General features: G+C 64.5%; 16 protein-coding genes and 1 pseudogene. 13 read left to right on the forward strand and 4 right to left on the reverse strand.

What is annotated here, in order from left to right; translation table 11 throughout:
• Window positions 1-3 precede the first annotated feature (3 nt).
• The 4 genes from BRA471DRAFT_RS19485 (at window position 4) to hflX (ending at window position 5,663) form a co-directional block, all read left to right on the forward strand.
• Entirely contained in the window at window positions 4-2,397 is a 2,394-nt protein-coding gene (locus BRA471DRAFT_RS19485) for a PAS domain-containing sensor histidine kinase (protein WP_007610303.1), read from the forward strand.
• Window positions 2,398-2,412: 15 nt separating this feature from the next.
• Window positions 2,413-3,783 (forward strand): sigma-54 dependent transcriptional regulator, encoded by a 1,371-nt coding sequence (locus BRA471DRAFT_RS19490; RefSeq protein ID WP_007591127.1) that lies wholly within the window; start codon window positions 2,413-2,415, stop codon window positions 3,781-3,783.
• A gap of 237 nt (window positions 3,784-4,020) precedes the next feature.
• On the forward strand, window positions 4,021-4,269 hold the full coding sequence (gene hfq, locus BRA471DRAFT_RS19495; RefSeq protein ID WP_007591126.1) for an RNA chaperone Hfq: 249 nt from the start codon (window positions 4,021-4,023) through the stop codon (window positions 4,267-4,269).
• 11 nt (window positions 4,270-4,280) lie between these two features.
• Window positions 4,281-5,663: a GTPase HflX gene (hflX, locus tag BRA471DRAFT_RS19500; protein WP_007610304.1), complete on the forward strand. Its 1,383-nt coding sequence runs from the start codon at window positions 4,281-4,283 to the stop codon at window positions 5,661-5,663.
• Window positions 5,664-5,853: 190 nt separating this feature from the next.
• On the opposite strand, the gene mazG is transcribed toward hflX, so the two are convergent.
• Window positions 5,854-6,714 (reverse strand): nucleoside triphosphate pyrophosphohydrolase, encoded by an 861-nt coding sequence (mazG, locus tag BRA471DRAFT_RS19505; RefSeq protein WP_007610311.1) that lies wholly within the window; start codon window positions 6,712-6,714, stop codon window positions 5,854-5,856.
• Between the two features lie 140 nt (window positions 6,715-6,854).
• Here mazG and queC point away from each other — a divergent pair, with 140 nt between their 5' ends.
• Window positions 6,855-7,568, forward strand: a complete 714-nt coding sequence (queC, locus tag BRA471DRAFT_RS19510; protein ID WP_007610312.1) for a 7-cyano-7-deazaguanine synthase QueC — start codon at window positions 6,855-6,857, stop codon at window positions 7,566-7,568.
• Between the two features lie 155 nt (window positions 7,569-7,723).
• Here the strand turns inward: queC and BRA471DRAFT_RS19515 are convergent, their stop codons facing one another.
• The 3 genes from BRA471DRAFT_RS19515 to nthA are packed head-to-tail and all read right to left on the reverse strand — an operon-like array spanning window position 7,724 to window position 9,386.
• Window positions 7,724-8,104 carry a nitrile hydratase accessory protein gene (locus tag BRA471DRAFT_RS19515; RefSeq protein WP_007610313.1) on the reverse strand — a complete coding sequence of 127 codons (381 nt, stop codon included), beginning with the start codon at window positions 8,102-8,104 and terminating at the stop codon, window positions 7,724-7,726.
• Window positions 8,104-8,763 (reverse strand): nitrile hydratase subunit beta, encoded by a 660-nt coding sequence (gene nthB / locus BRA471DRAFT_RS19520; protein ID WP_007610314.1) that lies wholly within the window; start codon window positions 8,761-8,763, stop codon window positions 8,104-8,106. Before nthB ends, BRA471DRAFT_RS19515 begins: the two co-directional genes overlap by 1 nt.
• Window positions 8,760-9,386: a nitrile hydratase subunit alpha gene (gene nthA / locus BRA471DRAFT_RS19525; RefSeq protein ID WP_007610315.1), complete on the reverse strand. Its 627-nt coding sequence runs from the start codon at window positions 9,384-9,386 to the stop codon at window positions 8,760-8,762. Before nthA ends, nthB begins: the two co-directional genes overlap by 4 nt.
• A 63-nt stretch (window positions 9,387-9,449) precedes the next feature.
• On the opposite strand from nthA, the gene BRA471DRAFT_RS19530 reads away from it, so the two are divergent.
• From BRA471DRAFT_RS19530 to BRA471DRAFT_RS19560, 8 genes and pseudogenes are all read left to right on the forward strand, one after another.
• The gene (locus tag BRA471DRAFT_RS19530) at window positions 9,450-10,208 is read left to right on the forward strand and encodes a hypothetical protein (RefSeq protein WP_007610316.1); all 759 of its coding nucleotides are present in this window, start codon (window positions 9,450-9,452) and stop codon (window positions 10,206-10,208) included.
• 33 nt (window positions 10,209-10,241) lie between these two features.
• A complete protein-coding gene (locus BRA471DRAFT_RS19535) occupies window positions 10,242-11,048 on the forward strand; it encodes an enoyl-CoA hydratase/isomerase family protein (RefSeq protein WP_007610317.1) in 807 nt (268 codons plus the stop codon).
• A gap of 111 nt (window positions 11,049-11,159) precedes the next feature.
• The gene (locus BRA471DRAFT_RS19540; RefSeq protein WP_007610318.1) at window positions 11,160-12,632 is read left to right on the forward strand and encodes a DASS family sodium-coupled anion symporter; all 1,473 of its coding nucleotides are present in this window, start codon (window positions 11,160-11,162) and stop codon (window positions 12,630-12,632) included.
• Window positions 12,633-12,639: 7 nt separating this feature from the next.
• Window positions 12,640-12,861: pseudogene (locus BRA471DRAFT_RS19545) on the forward strand (DL-methionine transporter permease subunit); the annotation flags it as partial.
• 514 nt (window positions 12,862-13,375) lie between these two features.
• Window positions 13,376-15,364 carry a TonB-dependent siderophore receptor gene (locus tag BRA471DRAFT_RS19550; RefSeq protein WP_035975010.1) on the forward strand — a complete coding sequence of 663 codons (1,989 nt, stop codon included), beginning with the start codon at window positions 13,376-13,378 and terminating at the stop codon, window positions 15,362-15,364.
• Window positions 15,365-15,453: 89 nt separating this feature from the next.
• Window positions 15,454-16,743 (forward strand): siderophore utilization protein FsrB, encoded by a 1,290-nt coding sequence (gene fsrB / locus BRA471DRAFT_RS19555; RefSeq protein ID WP_007610325.1) that lies wholly within the window; start codon window positions 15,454-15,456, stop codon window positions 16,741-16,743.
• Between the two features lie 253 nt (window positions 16,744-16,996).
• Complete coding sequence (locus BRA471DRAFT_RS36975) at window positions 16,997-17,215, forward strand: hypothetical protein (protein WP_007610326.1); 219 nt, start codon at window positions 16,997-16,999, stop codon at window positions 17,213-17,215.
• Window positions 17,216-17,284: 69 nt separating this feature from the next.
• On the forward strand, window positions 17,285-18,112 hold the full coding sequence (locus BRA471DRAFT_RS19560; RefSeq protein WP_007610328.1) for a hypothetical protein: 828 nt from the start codon (window positions 17,285-17,287) through the stop codon (window positions 18,110-18,112).
• The last annotated feature ends 154 nt before the right edge of the window (window positions 18,113-18,266 follow it).

Here is an 18,266-nt window from a genome sequence, read left to right on the forward strand (position 1 = left end):
GGAATGACCAGCGCAGACACCTCGGCCGCATCCTTTGACACGGCCCCAGCAGAAGAGCCCCGGCGTTGGTCGGCGCGACGCTGGCTGGCGCCCTTTGCCGTGGCGCTGGCGCTGCTGTCGGCCTTGCTCACCTTCCTGGTCCTGACCGGCCTCACCAGCATCGAACTGACGCCGCAAGTTGTCCGTTCGTTCTACCTGAGCAACGCAGCCACCATCCTGCTGCTGGTCGGCATCATCATCCGCGAGCTCTGGCAGCTGATCCTGGCGCGACGGCGGGGCAGGGCGGCGGCACGCCTCCATGTCCAGATCGTCAGCCTGTTCTCGATCGTGGCGGTGCTGCCGGCGGTGCTGGTTGCCGTCGTCGCCAACGTCACCATCGAACGCGGCCTCGATCGCCTGTTCTCCGGCCCGACCAAGGAGGTGATCCAGAATTCGCTGACGATCGCGCGGGCCTACATGCAGGATCATGCGCAGCTGATCCGGGGCGACATTCTCGGCATGGCCAACGACATCGCCCACGCGCGCCCGCTCTACGACCAGGATCGCCGCTCGTTTCGCGAATTGCTGACGTCCAGCGCCGCCTCGCGCAATCTGCCGGGCGCGATGATCATCGACAAGAACACCAACATTCTCGAATCCGCTGACACCGGCATGCGGCTGGCCTATTCGCCGCCGGCACCGGACTTCCTCAGCAACGTCAACGAATCCGAGCCCGAGATCGCTGTGCTGCCCGATGCGAGCTACGTCGCCGCAGTGGTCCGCTTACGCGCCTTCAGCGACACTTTCCTCTACGTCGCGCGGCCGCTCGATCCGAATGTCGTCAACCAGCTCAAGCAGACCGAGGTCAGCGTCGCCGAATACGCCCAGATCGAGTCGCGCCGGCTCGGCATCCAGGTCGCGTTCGCGCTGATGTTCGCGGTGATCGCGCTGACCATCCTGATGGCCTCGGTGCTGATCGGCCTCAACTTCGCCAACTCGCTGGTCTCGCCGATCCGGCGGCTGATGAACGCGGCCCAGACGGTCTCGACCGGCGATCTCCATGTGAAAGTGCCGGTGCACCAGTCCGAAGGCGACCTCGCCCAGCTGGGTGAGACCTTCAACAAGATGACGGAGGAGTTGCGCAGCCAGCGCGACGAGCTCGTCAACGCCAGCGACCTCATCGACAGCCGCCGCCGCTTCATCGAGGCGGTGCTGTCGTCCGCGAGCGCCGGCATCATCGGCGTGGATAATTCAGGCAGCGTCGGCATTCTCAACCGTTCCGCCGAAAAGCTGATCGGGCACTCGGAAGCCGAGACGCTCGGCCATCCGCTCTCCGACGTACTTCCCGAGCTCGAAGAGATGATGAAGACGGCGCGGGAAGGGACCCAGCGCCTGGTGCAGGGGCAGATCACGATCACGCGGGACGGGCAGGAGCGCAATCTGTCGGTGCGCGTCAGCGCCGAGAAGACCAGCCAACCGCACGACAGCTACATCATCACGCTCGACGACATCACCGAGCTGGTCTCGGCGCAACGCACCTCGGCCTGGGGCGACGTCGCGCGCCGCATCGCGCATGAGATCAAGAACCCGCTGACCCCGATCCAGCTCTCCGCCGAGCGCATTCGCCGCAAATTCGGCAAGGACATCACCGAGGGCAAGGACAAGCAGATCTTCGAACAGTGCACCGACACCATCGTGCGCCAGGTCGACGACATCCGCCGCATGGTCGACGAGTTCTCGCGCTTCGCGCGGATGCCGAAGCCGGTGATGGAGGGTGAGGACGTCGCCGACGCAGTGCGCCAGGCGGTGTTCCTGATGAAGGTCGCCCACCCCGAAATCGATATCGAGGCCGAGTTCAGGGAAGACCCGCTGCGCGCCCAGTTCGACCGGCGGCTGATCTCGCAGGCTGTCACCAACATCGTCAAGAACGCCACCGAGGCGATCGAGCAGGTCCCCCTGGAGGAGCTCGGCAAGGGCCGGATCGACGTCGTGGTCTCGCGCGAGGGCGAGGACGTGCTGATCGACGTCGTCGATAACGGCATCGGCCTGCCCAAGGTGGCGCGCTCGCGCCTGCTCGAGCCCTATGTGACGACACGCGCCAAGGGCACCGGCCTCGGGCTCGCGATCGTCGGTCGCGTGCTGGAAGACCATGGTGGGCGCATCGAACTGAAAGATGCCTCGGACTTCCGCGAGGGACAGCGTGGCGCCTGGATGCGGATGCGTTTTGCGATCTCCGGCGCTCCCGCCAAGAGCGAGGGGGCCGAACCGCCGGCCGCGGCAACGGCCAAGCCGGACATCGGCGAAACGGCCACGCAATCCGTCAAGGATCCGGAAACAAAAGAGGCGGCCGCCGAAACCAAAGAGCCGGCTGAAAAGACCAATGATTCAACGAACATCGAAGCCTCAACAGGCAGCTGAGAAAACAGGCGACCCATGGCAAGTGAAATTCTGATTGTCGATGATGAGGCCGATATTCGGGATCTCGTTGCGGGCATCCTCGAAGACGAGGGCTTCGTGACCCGGACCGCGCGCGACAGCGATACGGCGCTTGCCGAGATCGCCAACCGCAGGCCGCATCTGGTGTTCCTCGACATCTGGCTGCAGGGCTCCAAGTTGGACGGCTTGCAACTGCTGGAGCAGGTCAAGAAGGACAACCCCGATCTGCCGGTCGTGATGATCTCCGGCCACGGCAACATCGAGACTGCGGTCGCCGCGATCAAACGTGGCGCCTACGACTTCATCGAGAAGCCGTTCAAGACCGACCGGCTGATCCTGGTCGCGAACCGTGCACTGGAGAACTCGCGGCTCAAGCGCGAGGTCAAGGAGCTGAAGCAGCTCGCGCCGAGCGCAAGCTCGCTAGTCGGCCGCTCGCCCAGCATGAACCAGCTGCGCCAGACCATCGAGCGTGCGGCCAAGGCCAACAGCCGCATCCTGATCGTCGGTCCCGCCGGTGCCGGCAAGGAACTGACCGCACGCACGTTGCACACCGCCTCGGGCCGTGCCGACGGCCCCTTCGTCGTCATCAACGCCGCTGCGATCACACCCGAGCGGATGGAGCACGAGCTGTTCGGCATCGAGCAGTCCAACGGCGAGCACGCGCGCAAGCCCGGCGCGCTCGAAGAGGCCCATGGCGGCACGCTTTTCATCGACGAGATCGCGGACATGCCGCGCGAGACACAGAACAAGATCTTGCGCGTGCTGGTCGAGCAGTCGTTCCAGCGCGTCGGCGGCAATGGCAAGGTGCAGGTCGACGTCCGCATCATCTCCTCCACCGCGCGCAACCTCGAAGAGGAGATCGCGGCGGGTCATTTCCGCGAGGACCTCTATCACCGGCTCTCGGTGGTGCCGATCCGCGTGCCGGCGCTGTCGGAGCGGCGCGAGGACATTCCGGAATTGATCGACTACTTCATGGAGCAGATCTCCGCGGGCAGCGGCCTGCCCAAGCGGCAGATCGGGCAGGACGCGATGGCGGTGCTGCAGTCGCATGTCTGGCCGGGCAATGTGCGCCAGCTCCGCAACAACGTTGAGAGAGTCATGATTCTGGCCGCGGGCGGGCCGGAGGTCATCATCACTGCCGACATGCTGCCGCAGGACGTCGGCTCCATGGTGCCGGCGATGCCGACCAGCAACAATGGCGAGCACATCATGGGCCTGCCGCTGCGCGAAGCGCGCGAAGTGTTCGAGCGCGACTATTTGATTGCACAGATCAGCCGTTTTTCAGGAAATATTTCTCGCACGGCCGAGTTTGTTGGCATGGAACGCTCGGCACTGCACCGGAAGTTGAAGGCGCTCGGCGTCGGCTAACGCTGCGACGTCGTTGGAATAGGCGAGGAAAATCATCGATTTCCGTAGTTTTTCGGGGCAATACGGCATGGGCTGCCGCGTGAAGCGGCTTGCCTAATAAGCCTACCTGTCCTCTAATTGAACCGCTGTCCCTCCGAGGGGGATCTCATGAGGGACGGCAACCGGACGAGGACCCCGAATTTCAAAAGAGGGCCGAAACCGGCGCAATAAAAAGAAACTCAAAGCGAGAAAAAAACAATGGCGGCAGACCGCGCACAAAACCTGCAGGACACCTTCCTTAATCACGTTCGCAAAACCAAAACGCCACTGACGATCTTTCTGGTCAACGGAGTGAAGCTCCAGGGCATCGTGACCTGGTTCGACAATTTCTGTTTGCTGCTTCGGCGCGACGGTCACTCGCAGCTCGTCTACAAGCATGCGATCTCGACCATCATGCCGGGCGCTCCGATCCAGCTGTTCGAAGGCGGCGAGGACCAGCCGGCTTGAGAGTGATCTGATTGGAACCCCGGAATTTCGACGGGGATGCCGACCGTCCGCGGTCGGCAGGGGGTACGCAGACGGGGCGGGTGCTTGTCATCGGTCCCTATTTGCGGGTGCGCGCAGGCAGTGCCGACGCGCAATCGGAAGCTCATGTCCTGCGTGACGCGGAAGCCCGGCTCGACGAAGCCGCCGGCCTGGCGCGCGCGATCGATCTCGTCGTTGCCGACGCCATCATCGCGCCGATCAACCAGATCCGCCCAGCGACCTATATCGGCAAGGGCAAGGTCGAGGAGATCGCCGCGCTCGCCAAGAGCCTCGAGGTCGAGCTCGTGGTGATGGATTGCGCGCTGGCGCCGATCCAGCAGCGCAATCTCGAGAAGGAGTTGCAGGCAAAGGTGCTCGACCGCACCGGCCTCATCCTGGAAATTTTCGGCCGCCGCGCCAAGACCAAGGAAGGCTCGCTCCAGGTCGAGCTCGCGCATCTCAACTATCAACGTTCGCGCCTGGTGCGCTCATGGACCCATCTCGAGCGCCAGCGCGGCGGCTTTGGATTCATGGGCGGTCCCGGCGAGACGCAGATCGAAGCCGACCGCCGTCTGATCCAGGAGCGGATCTCCAAGCTCGAGGGCGAACTGAAGAAGGTGCAGGCGACGCGGCGACTGCATCGCGCAGGTCGCCAGCGCGTGCCGTACCGCGTCGTGGCGCTGGTCGGCTACACCAATGCCGGCAAGTCGACGCTGTTCAACCGCCTGACCCGCGCCGACGTGCAGGCCGCCGACATGCTGTTCGCCACGCTGGATCCGACGCTGCGTGCGCTCACCCTGCCGCATGGCGGCAAGGCGATGCTGTCGGACACCGTCGGTTTCATCTCCAATTTGCCGACGCAGCTCGTCGCCGCCTTCCGCGCCACGCTGGAGGAGGTGCTGGAGGCCGACGTCATCCTGCATGTGCGCGACATCTCGCACGACGACGCCGAGGCGCAGCAGAGCGACGTCGACGCCGTGCTGCGCCAGCTCGGCATCAATCCCGACGACTCAGGCCGCATCATCGAGGTCTGGAACAAGATCGACCGTTATGGTCCCGAACAGCGCGAAGAACTTTTGAACATCGCCGCGCGCAGGCCGGAGGATCATCCGGCGATGCTGGTGTCCGCCGTGTCGGGCGAGGGGGTCGACGCACTGCTCGCCGCGATCGAGGAGCGCTTGGCCGCCAAGCGCATCACGCTCGACCTCTCCATCGATGCCTCCGATGGCGCCGGGATCAGCTGGCTGCATCGGAATTCCGAAGTGCTGGCCAAGGAGTTGCACGACGGCCGCTTCGACATGACGGTACGGGTGGACGAGACCAAGCGGGATATCGTGGTGAACAGGTTCGATGCGGTGCCGCGGCTGAACGCGTAGACGCCGTCGCCCCGCCAGTGAGTTGAGCTAACTGCCGCCTCAAGCAACGCTGTCATCCCGGACAAGCGTAAGCGCAGATCCGGGACCCATAACCACAAGCGGCTGGAATTGGCACGCTGGTAGCTCCAGCGTGGTTCAACAATGTGCATTCGCGGCAAGGGTCCTGGCTTTCGCCAGGACGACGCTTGAGCTAGGACCGGGCCTGGTTGCTTTTCCCGGCCGGTGCGGCGCTTTTCTCCTCACCCTTCGCCGCATTCCACAACGCGTCCATCTCCGCGAGCGAGGCCTGCTCAAGCGTGCGCCCCTGCGCTTCCAGCGCCCGCTCGATAAACGCAAAGCGCCGCTCGAATTTCGCGTTGGTCGCGCGCAGCGCGGCTTCCGGATCGGCATCGACATGGCGGGCGAGGTTGACCAGCGCGAACATCAGGTCGCCGGTCTCTTCCGCCAAGCCATCGCTGTCGTTGCGATCGAGGGCGGCCTCGATCTCGTCGGCTTCCTCGCGGATTTTAGCCAGCACCGCGCGCGGGTCGTTCCAGTCGAAGCCGACAGTGGAGGCCTTGCGTTGCAGCTCCATGGCGCGCGTCAGCGCGTGCTGGCCGGCCTTCACGCCTGACAGCAGCGATTTGTGGGACGGCGCTTCCTGCGGCGGACGGCGCGCGGCGCGCTCGGCTTTCTCCTCGGCCTTGATGCGATCCCAGACTTCCTTGACGTGGGAGGAGGCGAGGTTGCCGTCCTTGTCGGCGAAGACGTGAGGATGGCGCCGGATCATTTTTCGCGTGATGGCCTCGACGACATCTCCAAACGCGAAAGCCTTCTGCTCCTCGGCCATCTGAGCGTGGAACACCACCTGCAGCAGGAGGTCGCCAAGCTCCTCGCAGAGATCGTCGAGATCGCCGCGGCTGATGGCCTCGACCACCTCATAGGCTTCCTCGATCGTATAGGGCGCGATGGTCGCAAAATTCTGCTCGAGGTCCCAGGGGCAGCCGGTCACCGGCGTGCGCAGCGCCGCCATGATCTCGATCAGACGGGAAATGTCGCGGGAAGGGGTCATTGCGGGGCAGTCTCCTGGCTCTCTAGACTTATGCCAAAACCAAGCCCCCGTTCCCAGTGTGGCGCGGCGGAACAAGGTGATTTCCACCGGCTTGGCGGGCCAGATTGGCGAGCAGCGTGCGCAGTGCTAAAGCGCGGGCCATGAGTGACGCATCTTCATCCGAAACCGCGCTGGTGCTGTTTTCCGGCGGCCAGGATTCCACCACCTGCCTCGCCTGGGCGCTGAACCGCTTTGCCCGCGTAGAGACGTTGGGGTTCGATTACGGCCAGCGCCATGCCATCGAGCTTGCCTGCCGCGACCGACTGTTCGACGGCATCAAGGATCTGCACGCGGATTTGGCCTCCAGGCTCGGCGAGAGCCACACCCTGTCGATCCCGACGCTGGCGGCGGTGTCCGAGACGGCGCTGACGCGCGACGTTGCGATTGCGATGGGCGCTGACGGCCTGCCGAACACGTTCGTGCCCGGCCGCAATCTGGTGTTTTTGACTTTCGCCGCGGCGCTGGCCTACCGGCGCGGCATCAGTCATATCGTCGGCGGCATGTGCGAGACCGACTATTCCGGTTATCCCGATTGCCGCGACGACACGATCCGCGCCATGCAGGCCGCGCTGTCGCTCGGCATGGCCCGCAAGTTCGAGTTGCATACGCCGCTGATGTGGATCGACAAGGCCGCGACGTGGCAGCTCGCCCATGACCTCGGAGGCGACGGATTCGTCGACCTCATCCGCGAGCAATCGCACACCTGCTATCTCGGCGAACGCGGTGCGCAGCATGATTGGGGCTACGGCTGCGGCGAGTGCCCGGCGTGCAGCCTGCGGGCGAAGGGATGGCGGGAGTATGTGGCGGGGCGGTGACCCCACAGACTCGGTGTCATCACCCGCGAAAGCGGGTGATCCAGTACTCCGAGACGGTCGTGATAATCGACAGGCCGCGGCGTACTGGATTCCCCGCCTCCGCGGGGAATGACAGGGTTGGTTGGGGCGAGAGCGTACCCAGGCGCGCAAAGCGACTACGGCGCAAAATCCTCCGGCGTCAGCTCGATCGGTTTGCCGTGCGGGGTGCGATCTGCCGCGTGGTCCCAGGCGTCGCGGTAGCGATGCAGCGTCTCCGCGGACGCAACGCCCTTGCGCGCGACCAGCCCCTCCAGCGTGGCGAGCCAATGGAGATAGTAGGTCTCGCCCGTGTCGGGATCGCCGGCGGCCTGCGCGCGCTTGATTTCGGAGGCCAAGGCCGCCGCCCATTCGGGCCAGGTGAACACGCCGTGCTCGTGCAGCGTCAGCGCCATCGCGAAGGCGTGCGCCTCCCAGGGCGCGCGGAACACCGGGCCGTCATCATCGCGCGGAATGCTCGGGATCGCTGCCGTCGCGGCAGCCGCAGCCGTGCTGCTCATCACGCCGGGTCCAGATACGGCTCGAACGCGTCGATCGAGACTTTCGAGGTCGGATCGCCATCCGCGCCCCAGAGATCGCGGCCCTCGAACACGACCGTGTAGAGCCATTGCGGATTCTCGCCGCGCTCCATCGCCGCCGAGTCCGGAAACACGTGGCAGCCATGGTTCAGCTCGACGACGCCGACATGACCGCGCACGTAGCGCGGCAGGCGGGTGTGGGTCGCGGGATGAATGTTCTTCGCACGGACCTTGTCACCGATCTTGAATTTCGCCGGTGCCGGGGCAGGGCGGGCGAACTTGCCGCGCACCATGATGCGCTCGACCTGGCCGAGATCGAACTTGCCGTGCTTGAGCGCCTTGGCCGGCTGCATCGCGTGGCCGGCGGCGACTTCCTCCCGGGTGAGATAGCCTTTCTCGATCAGCATCTCCTCGAGCCCGAGAAACCATTTCTTGTAATAGGAACTCGAGAGATAGACATGCGGCGGGATCGTCTCGCGATAGAAGCGCGAGGTGTCGATGTTGAAGGCGCCGGCCGCGCCCATCGCGCGCACCATGGCGAGAACACGCGACTCCCATTCCTCGTGGAACACCGGCTCGTTCGGCTCGGGCTCGACTTTGCCGAACCCGTCCATGCCGCCCATGTCGTGCACGCCGTTCATGACAGCGCTCCGGGCACCTTGGGCAAGCCGGTGCCGATCATGGAATCGCGCGTGACCAGCTCGGCGAGCTGCTCCTCGTTCCAGCCTTCGGTCCCCGCCGGGCGCATCGGCAGCACAAGAAAGCGCGTTTCGGCGGTCGAATCCCAGACCCGGATTTCAACGTCCTTGGCGACCTGCACGCCGAAATCGGCGAGCACGCCGCGCGGGTCCTTCACCGCGCGGGAACGATAGGGCGCGGCCTTGTACCAGACCGGCGGGAGCCCCAGCATTTCCCAAGGATAGCAGGAGCACAGCGTGCACACGACCATGTTGTGACGCTGCGGTGTGTTCTCGACCACGACGAGGTGGTCGCCGACGCGGCTGACATGGCCGAGCGTGCCGATCGCCTTCGAGCCGTCCTCCAGCAGTGCCGTCCTGAACGCCGGATCGCTCCAGGCCTTGGCGACGACGCGTGCGCCGTTATGAGGGCCGATCCGGGTCTCATAGGCCTGGATGATGGCGTCGAGCGCGGCCGGCTCGACATAGCCTTTTTCGGTCAGGATCGTCTCGAGCGCGCGCACGCGCAACTCGGTCTCCGACAGCTCGGAATGGTCGTGATCGTGGTGATGATGATGCTCGCTCATGGGGGCGAAGATAGTCCCAGAATCCTGGCGTTGTCGAGGCGAAGACTCTGCTAACGTCGCACCATGGGCTGGGCTGCAACAACCGGAATAACCGCCGCAATCGCGGCTCTTGGCGCATTCGCGGGGCAGGATGCGCGCGCCGCGAATGGCGCCTATGCGGTCGATGCCGCCGACATTTCCGAGGTCGGCTCCTGCAAGGTGGAAAGCTGGCTGTCGGCGGCGACCAACGCGGATTTTTCGGCGGTCGCCAATCCCTCCTGTGTCGTCGATCCCTTCAGGCCGATCGAGCTGAGCCTTCAGACCATCCGGGCCCGCAGCGACGGCGACTGGAGCACGACAATTGCTCCGAAAGGCAAGACGAACTTGATCCCGACCGGGATCGGCCGGTGGGGATTGTCGGCCTATGGCGGTGGATCATTCGACGCGGCGACCGGCGAGGCGCTATCCGCCTTTGCCGTCATCCCCGCGACCTTCCGCCTGTCGGAGACCATGCGCATCAACGTCAACGGCGGCTGGCTTTGGGATCGCACGGTGGATCGCCATTACCTGACCTACGGCATCGGCTTCGATTGGAAATTCACCGAGACCCTGCAATGGACGATCGAGGCGTACGGGCAGGCCGGCGCCTCCGAGGTCGCAAGCGTCGTGCAGCCGCGTTTCCAGACCGGTGTCCGTTACCGACCGAACGAGATCTTCTCCGTCGATCTGATCTACGGCCGCAACATCACCGGCGAAAATGCCAACTGGATCACCATCGGGACCACGATCCGGTTTCCGGTCCAAGGAAGTGAACCCGAACATCGGCGTACCGGGCATCTGTGAGCACCAGGAAGACCAAGACCAGGGGAGATTGCGTTGCCTGACTATGTGAAGATCGAGAAGGGCCTCGGGCCGGAGGGGCGGATTGCGGTGGTGCGGTTCGACCGCGGCGACGGCATCAACGCGCTGTCGCCGGAGGCGCTGCGCCAGCTCACCGCGGCCGCGCGCAGTTTCGAGGATGATTCCGCAACCTCTGTCGTGGTGCTGACAGGCAGCGCGGCTGCGTTCAGCGCCGGCTTCGACCTCAAGGATGCCGAAGGGCGCTCGCGCAAGGACATGGACCTCGGCACGCTGCGGCGGCATCTCAAGCTCGGACCGCGCCTGACCCACGCCTGGCAGGAGATGGAGCAGATCACGATCGCCGCCATCGAGGGCTTTTGCGTCGGCGGCGGCGTGGCGCTGGCCGTCGCGCTCGACTTCCGCGTCATGGGACGCGATGCCCATCTGCGCGTGCCCGAGATCGGGCTCGGCATGAACATGAGCTGGCAGAGCATTCCGCGCATGCTGCACCTGATCGGCCCGGCTCGCACCAAGCAGGCTGTCATCCTGGCCGATCAGCGCATCAGCGCGGATGAAGCCTATGAGTGGGGCCTGGTCGAGCAGGTGGTCGATCCCGGCCATGCGTTCGATGCCGCCATGGAGCTTGCGCGCAAGGTGGCGGCGCAGCCGCCGCTCTCCGTTGCCATGACAAAACTCACGGTCAACCGTCTGGCGCATGCGCTGGATAATCTCGCCAGCCACATGGACGTCGACCAGTTCGCCCTGGCAAGCCTCAGCGAGGACCACAGGGAGGGCGTTGAGGCGTTCCTGACGCGACGCAAACCGAAGTTCAGAGGGCGGTAGAAGCCGGCCAGGCATTGATTGCGCCGCGGTCTATCCGTATACGCGGCGCTGGGACAAAATAGGCCCGATCAACGGCCGGCCGACGACCATGACGATCGAGGGGGAGGGCCCATGACCACTAGCTCGCAGGCGCCTGAGGCGAAAGGGTTTCGCTGGAAGCTGATCGCGCCGCTCGCGGTGTGGCTGGTGATCTATCTGTTGCCGGTGCCGGCAGGGCTCAACGTCAATCAGTGGCACTATTTTGCCGTCTTCGCGGCCGTCATCACCGGTCTCATCCTGGAATCGATGCCGGTCGGCGCGGTCGGCCTGATCGGGCTGACGGTTGCCGGCGTCGGCGGTTATATCGATCCCGACCCGACCAAGTCGCTGCGATGGATGCTGGCGGGCTTTGCCGAGAGCACGGTCTGGCTGATCGTCGGCGCCTTCGTGTTCTCGATCGGCTATCGCAAGAGCCAGTTGGGCCGGCGTATTGCGCTCGTGCTGGTGCAAAAGCTCGGCAGCAACACGCTCGGCCTCGGCTATGCGGTGGCGATGTCGGACTTCTTGCTGGCGCCGGCGACGCCGTCCAACACCGCGCGCAGCGGCGGCATCGTCTATCCCATCATCAGCAACATCCCGCGCATCTACGGCTCCGAGCCTGGACCGACCGCCGGCAAAATCGGCACCTATGTGATGTGGACCGCGTTCGCGTCGACCGCCGTCACCAGCTCATTGTTTTTCACCGCGCTCGCGCCCAATGCGGCGGCGCTGGCCATCGCCAAGAAGACCGTCGGAATCGACGTCAGCTGGGCGCAATGGTTCATGGGCTTTGCGCCGCTCGGCCTCCTCCTGATGGTGCTGGTCCCGCTGCTCAGCTACGCGGTCTGCCGCCCCGAGGTGAAGAGCAGCCCGGAAATTTCCGAATGGGCATCGAAGGAGCTCGCGGAGATGGGCCCGATGTCGCGTAACGAGTGGATCATGCTGGCGCTGATCCTGCTCGCGATGTTCCTGTGGATCGCGGGCTCCAGCCCGGACATCCGCGTGCCGCTCCTGGGCTCGAATTTCGTCAACGCCACCACCGTCGTGTTCATCGTGATCTCGCTGATGCTGGTGACGGGCGTGATCGAGTTTGCCGACATCGTCGCCGAGAAGAGCGCCTGGGAGGTGTTCTTCTACTTCACCTCGTTGCTGACGCTGGCCTCTGGTCTCAACGAGATCGGCTTCATCAAATGGTTCGCCACCGAATATGCAAAGCCGCTCGCCGGGCTGTCGCCGTCGACCGCGATGCTCCTGCTGGTCGCGCTGTTCTTCTGGATCCACTATTTCTTCTCGAGCATCACCTCGCATGCCGCCGCCGTGCTGCCCGTGGTGCTCGCGGTTGGATCCGGCATCCCCGACCTGCCGGTCACGACGCTCGCCATGCTCTGCATGTACTCGCTCGGCCTGATGGGGGTGATCTCGCCTTACGCGACGGGGCCGGCGCCGATGTATTTCGGCAGCGGCTATATCGGCAAAGGTCAGTTCTGGGGTTTTGGGCTGATCTTCGGGGTGCTGTATTTCGCGGGGCTCCTGCTGATCGTATGGCCCTGGTTGCGGGTCCACTGAGCCGGGCGCGCTGATGCTCGCGGTGGTCAGCCTGCTCGGCTATTCCGCCATGGTCGGTGCCGTCGGAGGCGGAGGCCTGGGCGACCTCGGCATCCGCTACGGCTATCAGCGCTTCATGCCGGAGATGATGCTGGCCGTCGTCGTGGTGTTGATCGCGCTGGTGCAGCTGGTCCAGAGCGCCGGCGATTATCTCGCGCGCCGGGTCAATCGCCGGCTGCGACATCGCTGACGCCGTTTTACACATTTCGAACAAGCAGGTTCTTGTCGGTCTGGAAGCATTCCAAACTTCGAGATACGACTGAGCGCATTCGTCGCACGCGTTGCGCACGCGTCTGGAGAAATTCTAACGCAGTTCCTATCGCACTCCGAAATCGCCTGCGTTAGGGCGAGGCATCAAAAACGATACCGGCAAAGCCGGCAGTGCGTGGGGCCTCGACGTGACCGACTTGCAACTTTCTTCGCGCGCCGACACGCGTCGTCGACAGATACAGATTCTCTTCCTCGGAGCGGCCAGCACATTTGCTCTCGTCGTTCCCTTCGGTGCCGTGGAGGCGCAGACGCAGATCCCCGCCGTCACCGTCGAAGCCCCGGCCCAGCGCGCCCGGCCTGCAGCGGTCGCCTCAAGGCGAGGCTCAGGGGCGACACGCACCGCACGCGCCGATCGTCGCGCTCCGCCGCAGCAAGCCGCGCCAACCCAATCGGCATCCTCAAACGGCGTCACGGGTGAACGCGCCAATGGTCCGGTGCGCGGTTTCGTTGCGACGCGCAGCGGCACCGCGACCAAGACGGATACGCCTCTGATCGAAACCCCGCAGTCCGTCTCCGTCGTCACGACCGACCAGGTCAGGAATCAGGGTGCGGTCTCGATCGGCGAGGCGCTGCGCTACACCGCGGGTGTCAGCGGCGACGTCAACGGCGGCTCCGACACCCGCTTCGGCGCCCTCCAGATCCGCGGCTTCGACACCACCATGTCGGGCCTCTACGTCGATGGCTTGCGGGTACCCTCCAGCAACTACGTGCATTTCAACGGCCTCGATCCCTACGGCGCCGAGCGTCTCGAGGTCCTCAAGGGTCCGTCCTCGGCGATGTATGGCGGCAGCGGCACCGGCGGCATCCTCAACTACGTCACCAAGCTGCCGACGGCGCAGCAGTTCGGCGAGGTCTCGATCTCCGGCGGCAGCTTCAACCGCTATCAGGGCCAGTTCGACATGGGCGGTCCGGCCAACAAGGACGGCACCGTCCTGTGGCGCCTGACCGGCGTGGTGCGCGACGGCGAAACCCAGGTCGACTTCACCAAGGACAACCGCGTCTTCATCGCGCCCGCCATCACGTTCAAGCCGAACGAGGACACCACCATCACGATCCTCGCCAACTACCAGCGTGACCGGGCAGGGTGGGGCCTCCAGTTCCTGCCGGCCTCGGGCACGGTGTGGCCGAACAACGGCCGCACCATCCCGGTCTCGTTCTTCGCGGGCGTGCCAAGCTTCAACGCGTTCAACACCGAGATCGCGACCGCCGGCTACCAGCTCTCGCACAATTTTACCGACAACATCACGTTCCGGCAGAATCTGCGCTACGCCTATCAGCACAACGAGGAGAAGGTGTTTTACGGCGGAGGCTATACCGACGAGGCCGCAGGGCGGCTCGCGCGTTTCGGCAGCTACAGCAACTCCTACATCAACTCCTTCGCGGTGGACAATCAGCTCCAGGGCAAGTTCACCACGGGCTTCCTCAGCCACACCACGCTGGTGGGCATAGACTATCGCAACACCAGATTCCGCGACACCGCCTTTGGCGTCACGACATCCGCGCCCGAGATCAACGTCTTCAATCCGGTCTACAGCTACGACTGGACCATGGGCGCCATGAGCGACGACACCGGCGTCAAGCAGTCGCAGGTCGGCCTCTACGCGCAGGACCAGATCAAGCTCGGCCGGCTCTCGTTCCAGCTCGGCGGCCGCCAGGACTTCGTGACGACGCAGGTGGACAGCGGCATCTTCAACACGTCAGTCGCGAAGGATGCATCGGCCTTCACCGGCCGCGCCGCATTGATGTACAATTTCGACAACGGCATCGCGCCCTATTTCAGCTATTCGGAATCCTTCCTGCCGGTGCTCGCGACCGGCCCGAGCGGACAGCTGCTCAATCCCGAGACCGGCGTGCAGTACGAGGTGGGCGTCAAGTACCAGCCGATCGGCTGGAACGCGCTGTTCACCTTCGCCGCCTTCGACCTGACGCGCGACAACGTCGTCACCTTTGCGCCTCCGAGCTATCTCGCCGAACAGACCGGTCAGGTGAAATCGCGCGGTATCGAGCTCGAAGGCAGCATGTCGCTCGCCGACGGCTGGAACCTGCGGGCGGCCTATGCCTATGTCGATGCAACGGTGACGCAGGATCCGGTGAATGTCGGCAAGGCACCGGTCACGGTGCCGCTCAACCGCGCGTCGCTGTGGAACGACTACACGCTTCAGACCGGGCCGCTCGCGGGCCTGCAGTTCGGCGGCGGCCTCCGCTATGTCGGCGCGACCTGGGGCGATGATGCCAACACGTTCAAGGTGGGATCCGCGACCGTACTGGACGCGCTGCTCGCCTACACCAGGGACAATTGGCGGCTGTCGCTGAACGTCACCAATCTCGCCGACACCCGCTACGTCGCCGCCTGCTACAGCCTGTCGGGCTGTTTCTACGCGGAGGGTCGCAAGGCGATCGGCAAGCTGACGTATCGGTGGTGAGGTTGAATGAGGACGGTGAGGGCCCACGAGAGGTCGTCACGGCCGGGCTTGTCCCGGCCATCCACGTCTTACTTGGCGAGATCTGAACGATGAGAGCGATATTCGGCAAGCTGCATCGCTGGGCGGGACTGCTGACGGCAGGCTTCCTGTTCTTCTCCGGTATCACCGGGGCGATCATCTCCTGGGATCATGAGATCGACGAGGTCCTGAACAGCCATCTGTTCGACGTCAGCAGCAAGGGCCCGGCGATTCCCTCGATCGATCTCGCCAAGATGATCGAGGAGCGCGACCCCCGTGCGCGCGTGGTCTATCTGTTCATGACGCCGGAGGAGGGCCACTCGCTGTGGTTCTTCGTCATGCCGCGGATCGATCCCGCGACCGGCAAGCGCTACGCGCTCGACTACAATCAGATCTTCCTCGATCCCAATACCGGCGCGGAGCTCGGCCGGCGCTATTGGGGCGCGGTGTGGCCGGTGACGCGCGAAAACTTCGTCTCGTTCCTCTACAAGCTGCACTACACCATGCACATCCCGGAATTCTGGGGCAGCGACCGCTGGGGCATGCGCGTGCTCGGCGTGATCGCCATCATCTGGACCATCGACTGCTTCGTCGGCTTCTACCTGACGCTGCCCTCGCGCCGGAGCGCCAGGGCGGCGCGGGCGCCGCAAGTCGCGCGCCAGCTCGAACGCGGTTTCTGGGCGCGCTGGGCGCCGGCGTGGACCATCAAGACCTCGGGCAGCGCCTACCGGATCAATTTCGACATCCACCGCGCCTTCAGCCTGTGGGCCTGGGGCGTGCTGTTCATCATCGCCTTCACGGCGTTCTCGCTGAACCTCTATTTCGAGGTGTTCTCGCCGCTGATGAAGATGGTGTCGAACTACACGCCGACGCCCTATGAGCAGCGGCCATATCGCGATCTCGACGATCCCATCGAGCCCAAGGTGAACTTCGCCGACATCGCCGCGCGCGCGGCGGCCGACGCCAAGGGGCGAGGGTGGACCGTTCCGGTCGGCTCGGTCAATTACGGCCCGGCCCATGGTGTCTATGCCGCCGCGTTCTTCCATCCCGGCGACGATCACGGCGCCGGCGGTGTCGGTCCGGCGCAGCTCTATTACGACAGCGAGGACGGCCGTCCGATCGGCGAACGGCTGCCCTGGATCGGCACCGCCGCCGACATCTTCGTGCAGGCGCAATTCCCGCTGCATTCGGGCCGCATCGTCGGGCTGTTCGGCCGCATCCTGATTTCGGTCATGGGGCTGGTGGTGGCGGCACTCTCGGTCACCGGAATCGTGATCTGGTGGCGCAAGCGCCGCGCCCGCGTCCGGGTGCGGGAAACGGCTGCGATGCGGCTGAACCGGCAGCTCACGCCGGCGGAGTAGGGACGCTCGCGCGGCTTTGCCCGAGCTCAATTGCCTTGCGAGGCACGCTTCGTGTCGAGGCCGGGCCATGACAGAGGCTGAGCCATGACAGAAGAGTTTGATCGGAATCAAACTGCCCTTGAGCAACCTTCGCTAGCGTCGCTGCGTGTTTAACCCGATTTGCAGTAAACGTCCCCCAGGGCTTTGTGCCCCTGTTTGCCCTTCCTCTTCGACAGGATCGCCAATCACTCCAGGTGGACGTGAGAGGATGCTGATGCGCACGTACTATTTCGATGTGAGAGATGGCGTTCCGGCTCGGGACAAGTCAGGTCTGGAGTTTGGAAGCGATGGCGCCGCCATTGCCCACAGCAAGAACCTGGCGGAAGACGTTCGCACGACAAGGCCAGGAGGACATCCGGATCTCCGGATCGTCGTCATCGACGAGAACGGTCGGGAAGTTCATCGCGAACCGGTCTATTCAAAGACCAGTTGACCATGGATGAACCTTCCGGTGCAACGGAGGCACAAAGGCAGAAGACAGCTCGTGCCTCCCGGGATCGCTATGAAGTGCCTTGCCTTGCTCTGCCTGCTCGTTTTCGCCACGTCCGCGCATGCGGCTGGCCCGGAGCAGCGCTATCTCGACCTGCGCGATCGCTACATCGCAAAACTCTCGAAAGCCAAGGAGAACGACGAGACCTATAAGCAGCACGATGCGGCGCTCAAGGAGTTGACGGACGTCCTGCGCGGCCTGGTGGGCCCCGTCGCGATCAAGGGACTGCCGGCCGACGGCAAGACGAACGCGGACACGCTCTTCAAGGGCGATTCCGGTTTCGGCCATCTCGACGGCCTCGGCTTCGCGTCCGAAGGCGACAAGATGCAAGCGGTGGCGACCACGACCGGCTTGCTCAAGCACTGGCTGCGCGAGCATCGCGAGGACGGGATGCCGCAGGAGATCGGTGCGGCGTTCAAGTCGGACCGCTTCTACTATCAGGCGATCCAGGACTCCGCCTTCGCCAAATATGCCGAGCTGCCGATCACGAAGCCCGCGGGCACAAGCGCGGCGGTTGCGGTACTGGGCGTCCGCGGCAACGGCGATCTGAAGGGACCGCCGCATGAAATCGACGTCGTCGCGATCCAGGGCGACAAGGTCTTCTTTCTCGCCGCAAGCGATGCGGTGAAGACGGGTGAGATCCCGGCTTGCGAGAAGGTCTGGAAGCAGATGATGGCCAAACCCATCGATAAGAAGGACCCCCGCGGCGACATCACGCGCGAAGACAACGCGATGGACGCCTACACCAAGTGCTTCGCCAAGGAAGCGCCAAGCCAGAGTTGGTTCGCGGCAGCCGTCAAGAAGGCGCAGAGCCAGCTGGAGCTGCTGCCGCTGCGCTAGAACGATTATCCAGTTGCCTTCGGGGCTGCAGCGTGGCGCGGGGCGCCATCGCTCGAGAATGCGCAATCGGAAATTGCAGCTCGTCCTGCAGATGCAACCGAGGCCCGAGCAGTGCGAAATCGCCCCAAGCCGCATCGACGAGATCGTCGGCAAC

This window comes from Bradyrhizobium sp. WSM471 (assembly GCF_000244915.1).
In the GTDB taxonomy this organism is placed as follows: Bacteria; Pseudomonadota; Alphaproteobacteria; order Rhizobiales; family Xanthobacteraceae; genus Bradyrhizobium.

Coding starts and splice junctions, on each gene's coding strand:
- BRA471DRAFT_RS19530 (WP_007610316.1), top strand. CDS start 9,450: ATGGGCTGGGCTGCAACAACCGGAATAACCGCCGCAATCGCGGCTCTT.
- BRA471DRAFT_RS19515 (WP_007610313.1), bottom strand. CDS start 8,104: ATGAGCAGCACGGCTGCGGCTGCCGCGACGGCAGCGATCCCGAGCATT.
- fsrB (WP_007610325.1), top strand. CDS start 15,454: ATGAGAGCGATATTCGGCAAGCTGCATCGCTGGGCGGGACTGCTGACG.
- BRA471DRAFT_RS19485 (WP_007610303.1), top strand. CDS start 4: ATGACCAGCGCAGACACCTCGGCCGCATCCTTTGACACGGCCCCAGCA.
- hfq (WP_007591126.1), top strand. CDS start 4,021: ATGGCGGCAGACCGCGCACAAAACCTGCAGGACACCTTCCTTAATCAC.
- queC (WP_007610312.1), top strand. CDS start 6,855: ATGAGTGACGCATCTTCATCCGAAACCGCGCTGGTGCTGTTTTCCGGC.
- nthB (WP_007610314.1), bottom strand. CDS start 8,763: ATGAACGGCGTGCACGACATGGGCGGCATGGACGGGTTCGGCAAAGTC.
- BRA471DRAFT_RS19540 (WP_007610318.1), top strand. CDS start 11,160: ATGACCACTAGCTCGCAGGCGCCTGAGGCGAAAGGGTTTCGCTGGAAG.
- BRA471DRAFT_RS36975 (WP_007610326.1), top strand. CDS start 16,997: ATGCGCACGTACTATTTCGATGTGAGAGATGGCGTTCCGGCTCGGGAC.
- BRA471DRAFT_RS19490 (WP_007591127.1), top strand. CDS start 2,413: ATGGCAAGTGAAATTCTGATTGTCGATGATGAGGCCGATATTCGGGAT.
- mazG (WP_007610311.1), bottom strand. CDS start 6,714: ATGACCCCTTCCCGCGACATTTCCCGTCTGATCGAGATCATGGCGGCG.
- nthA (WP_007610315.1), bottom strand. CDS start 9,386: ATGAGCGAGCATCATCATCACCACGATCACGACCATTCCGAGCTGTCG.
- BRA471DRAFT_RS19560 (WP_007610328.1), top strand. CDS start 17,285: ATGAAGTGCCTTGCCTTGCTCTGCCTGCTCGTTTTCGCCACGTCCGCG.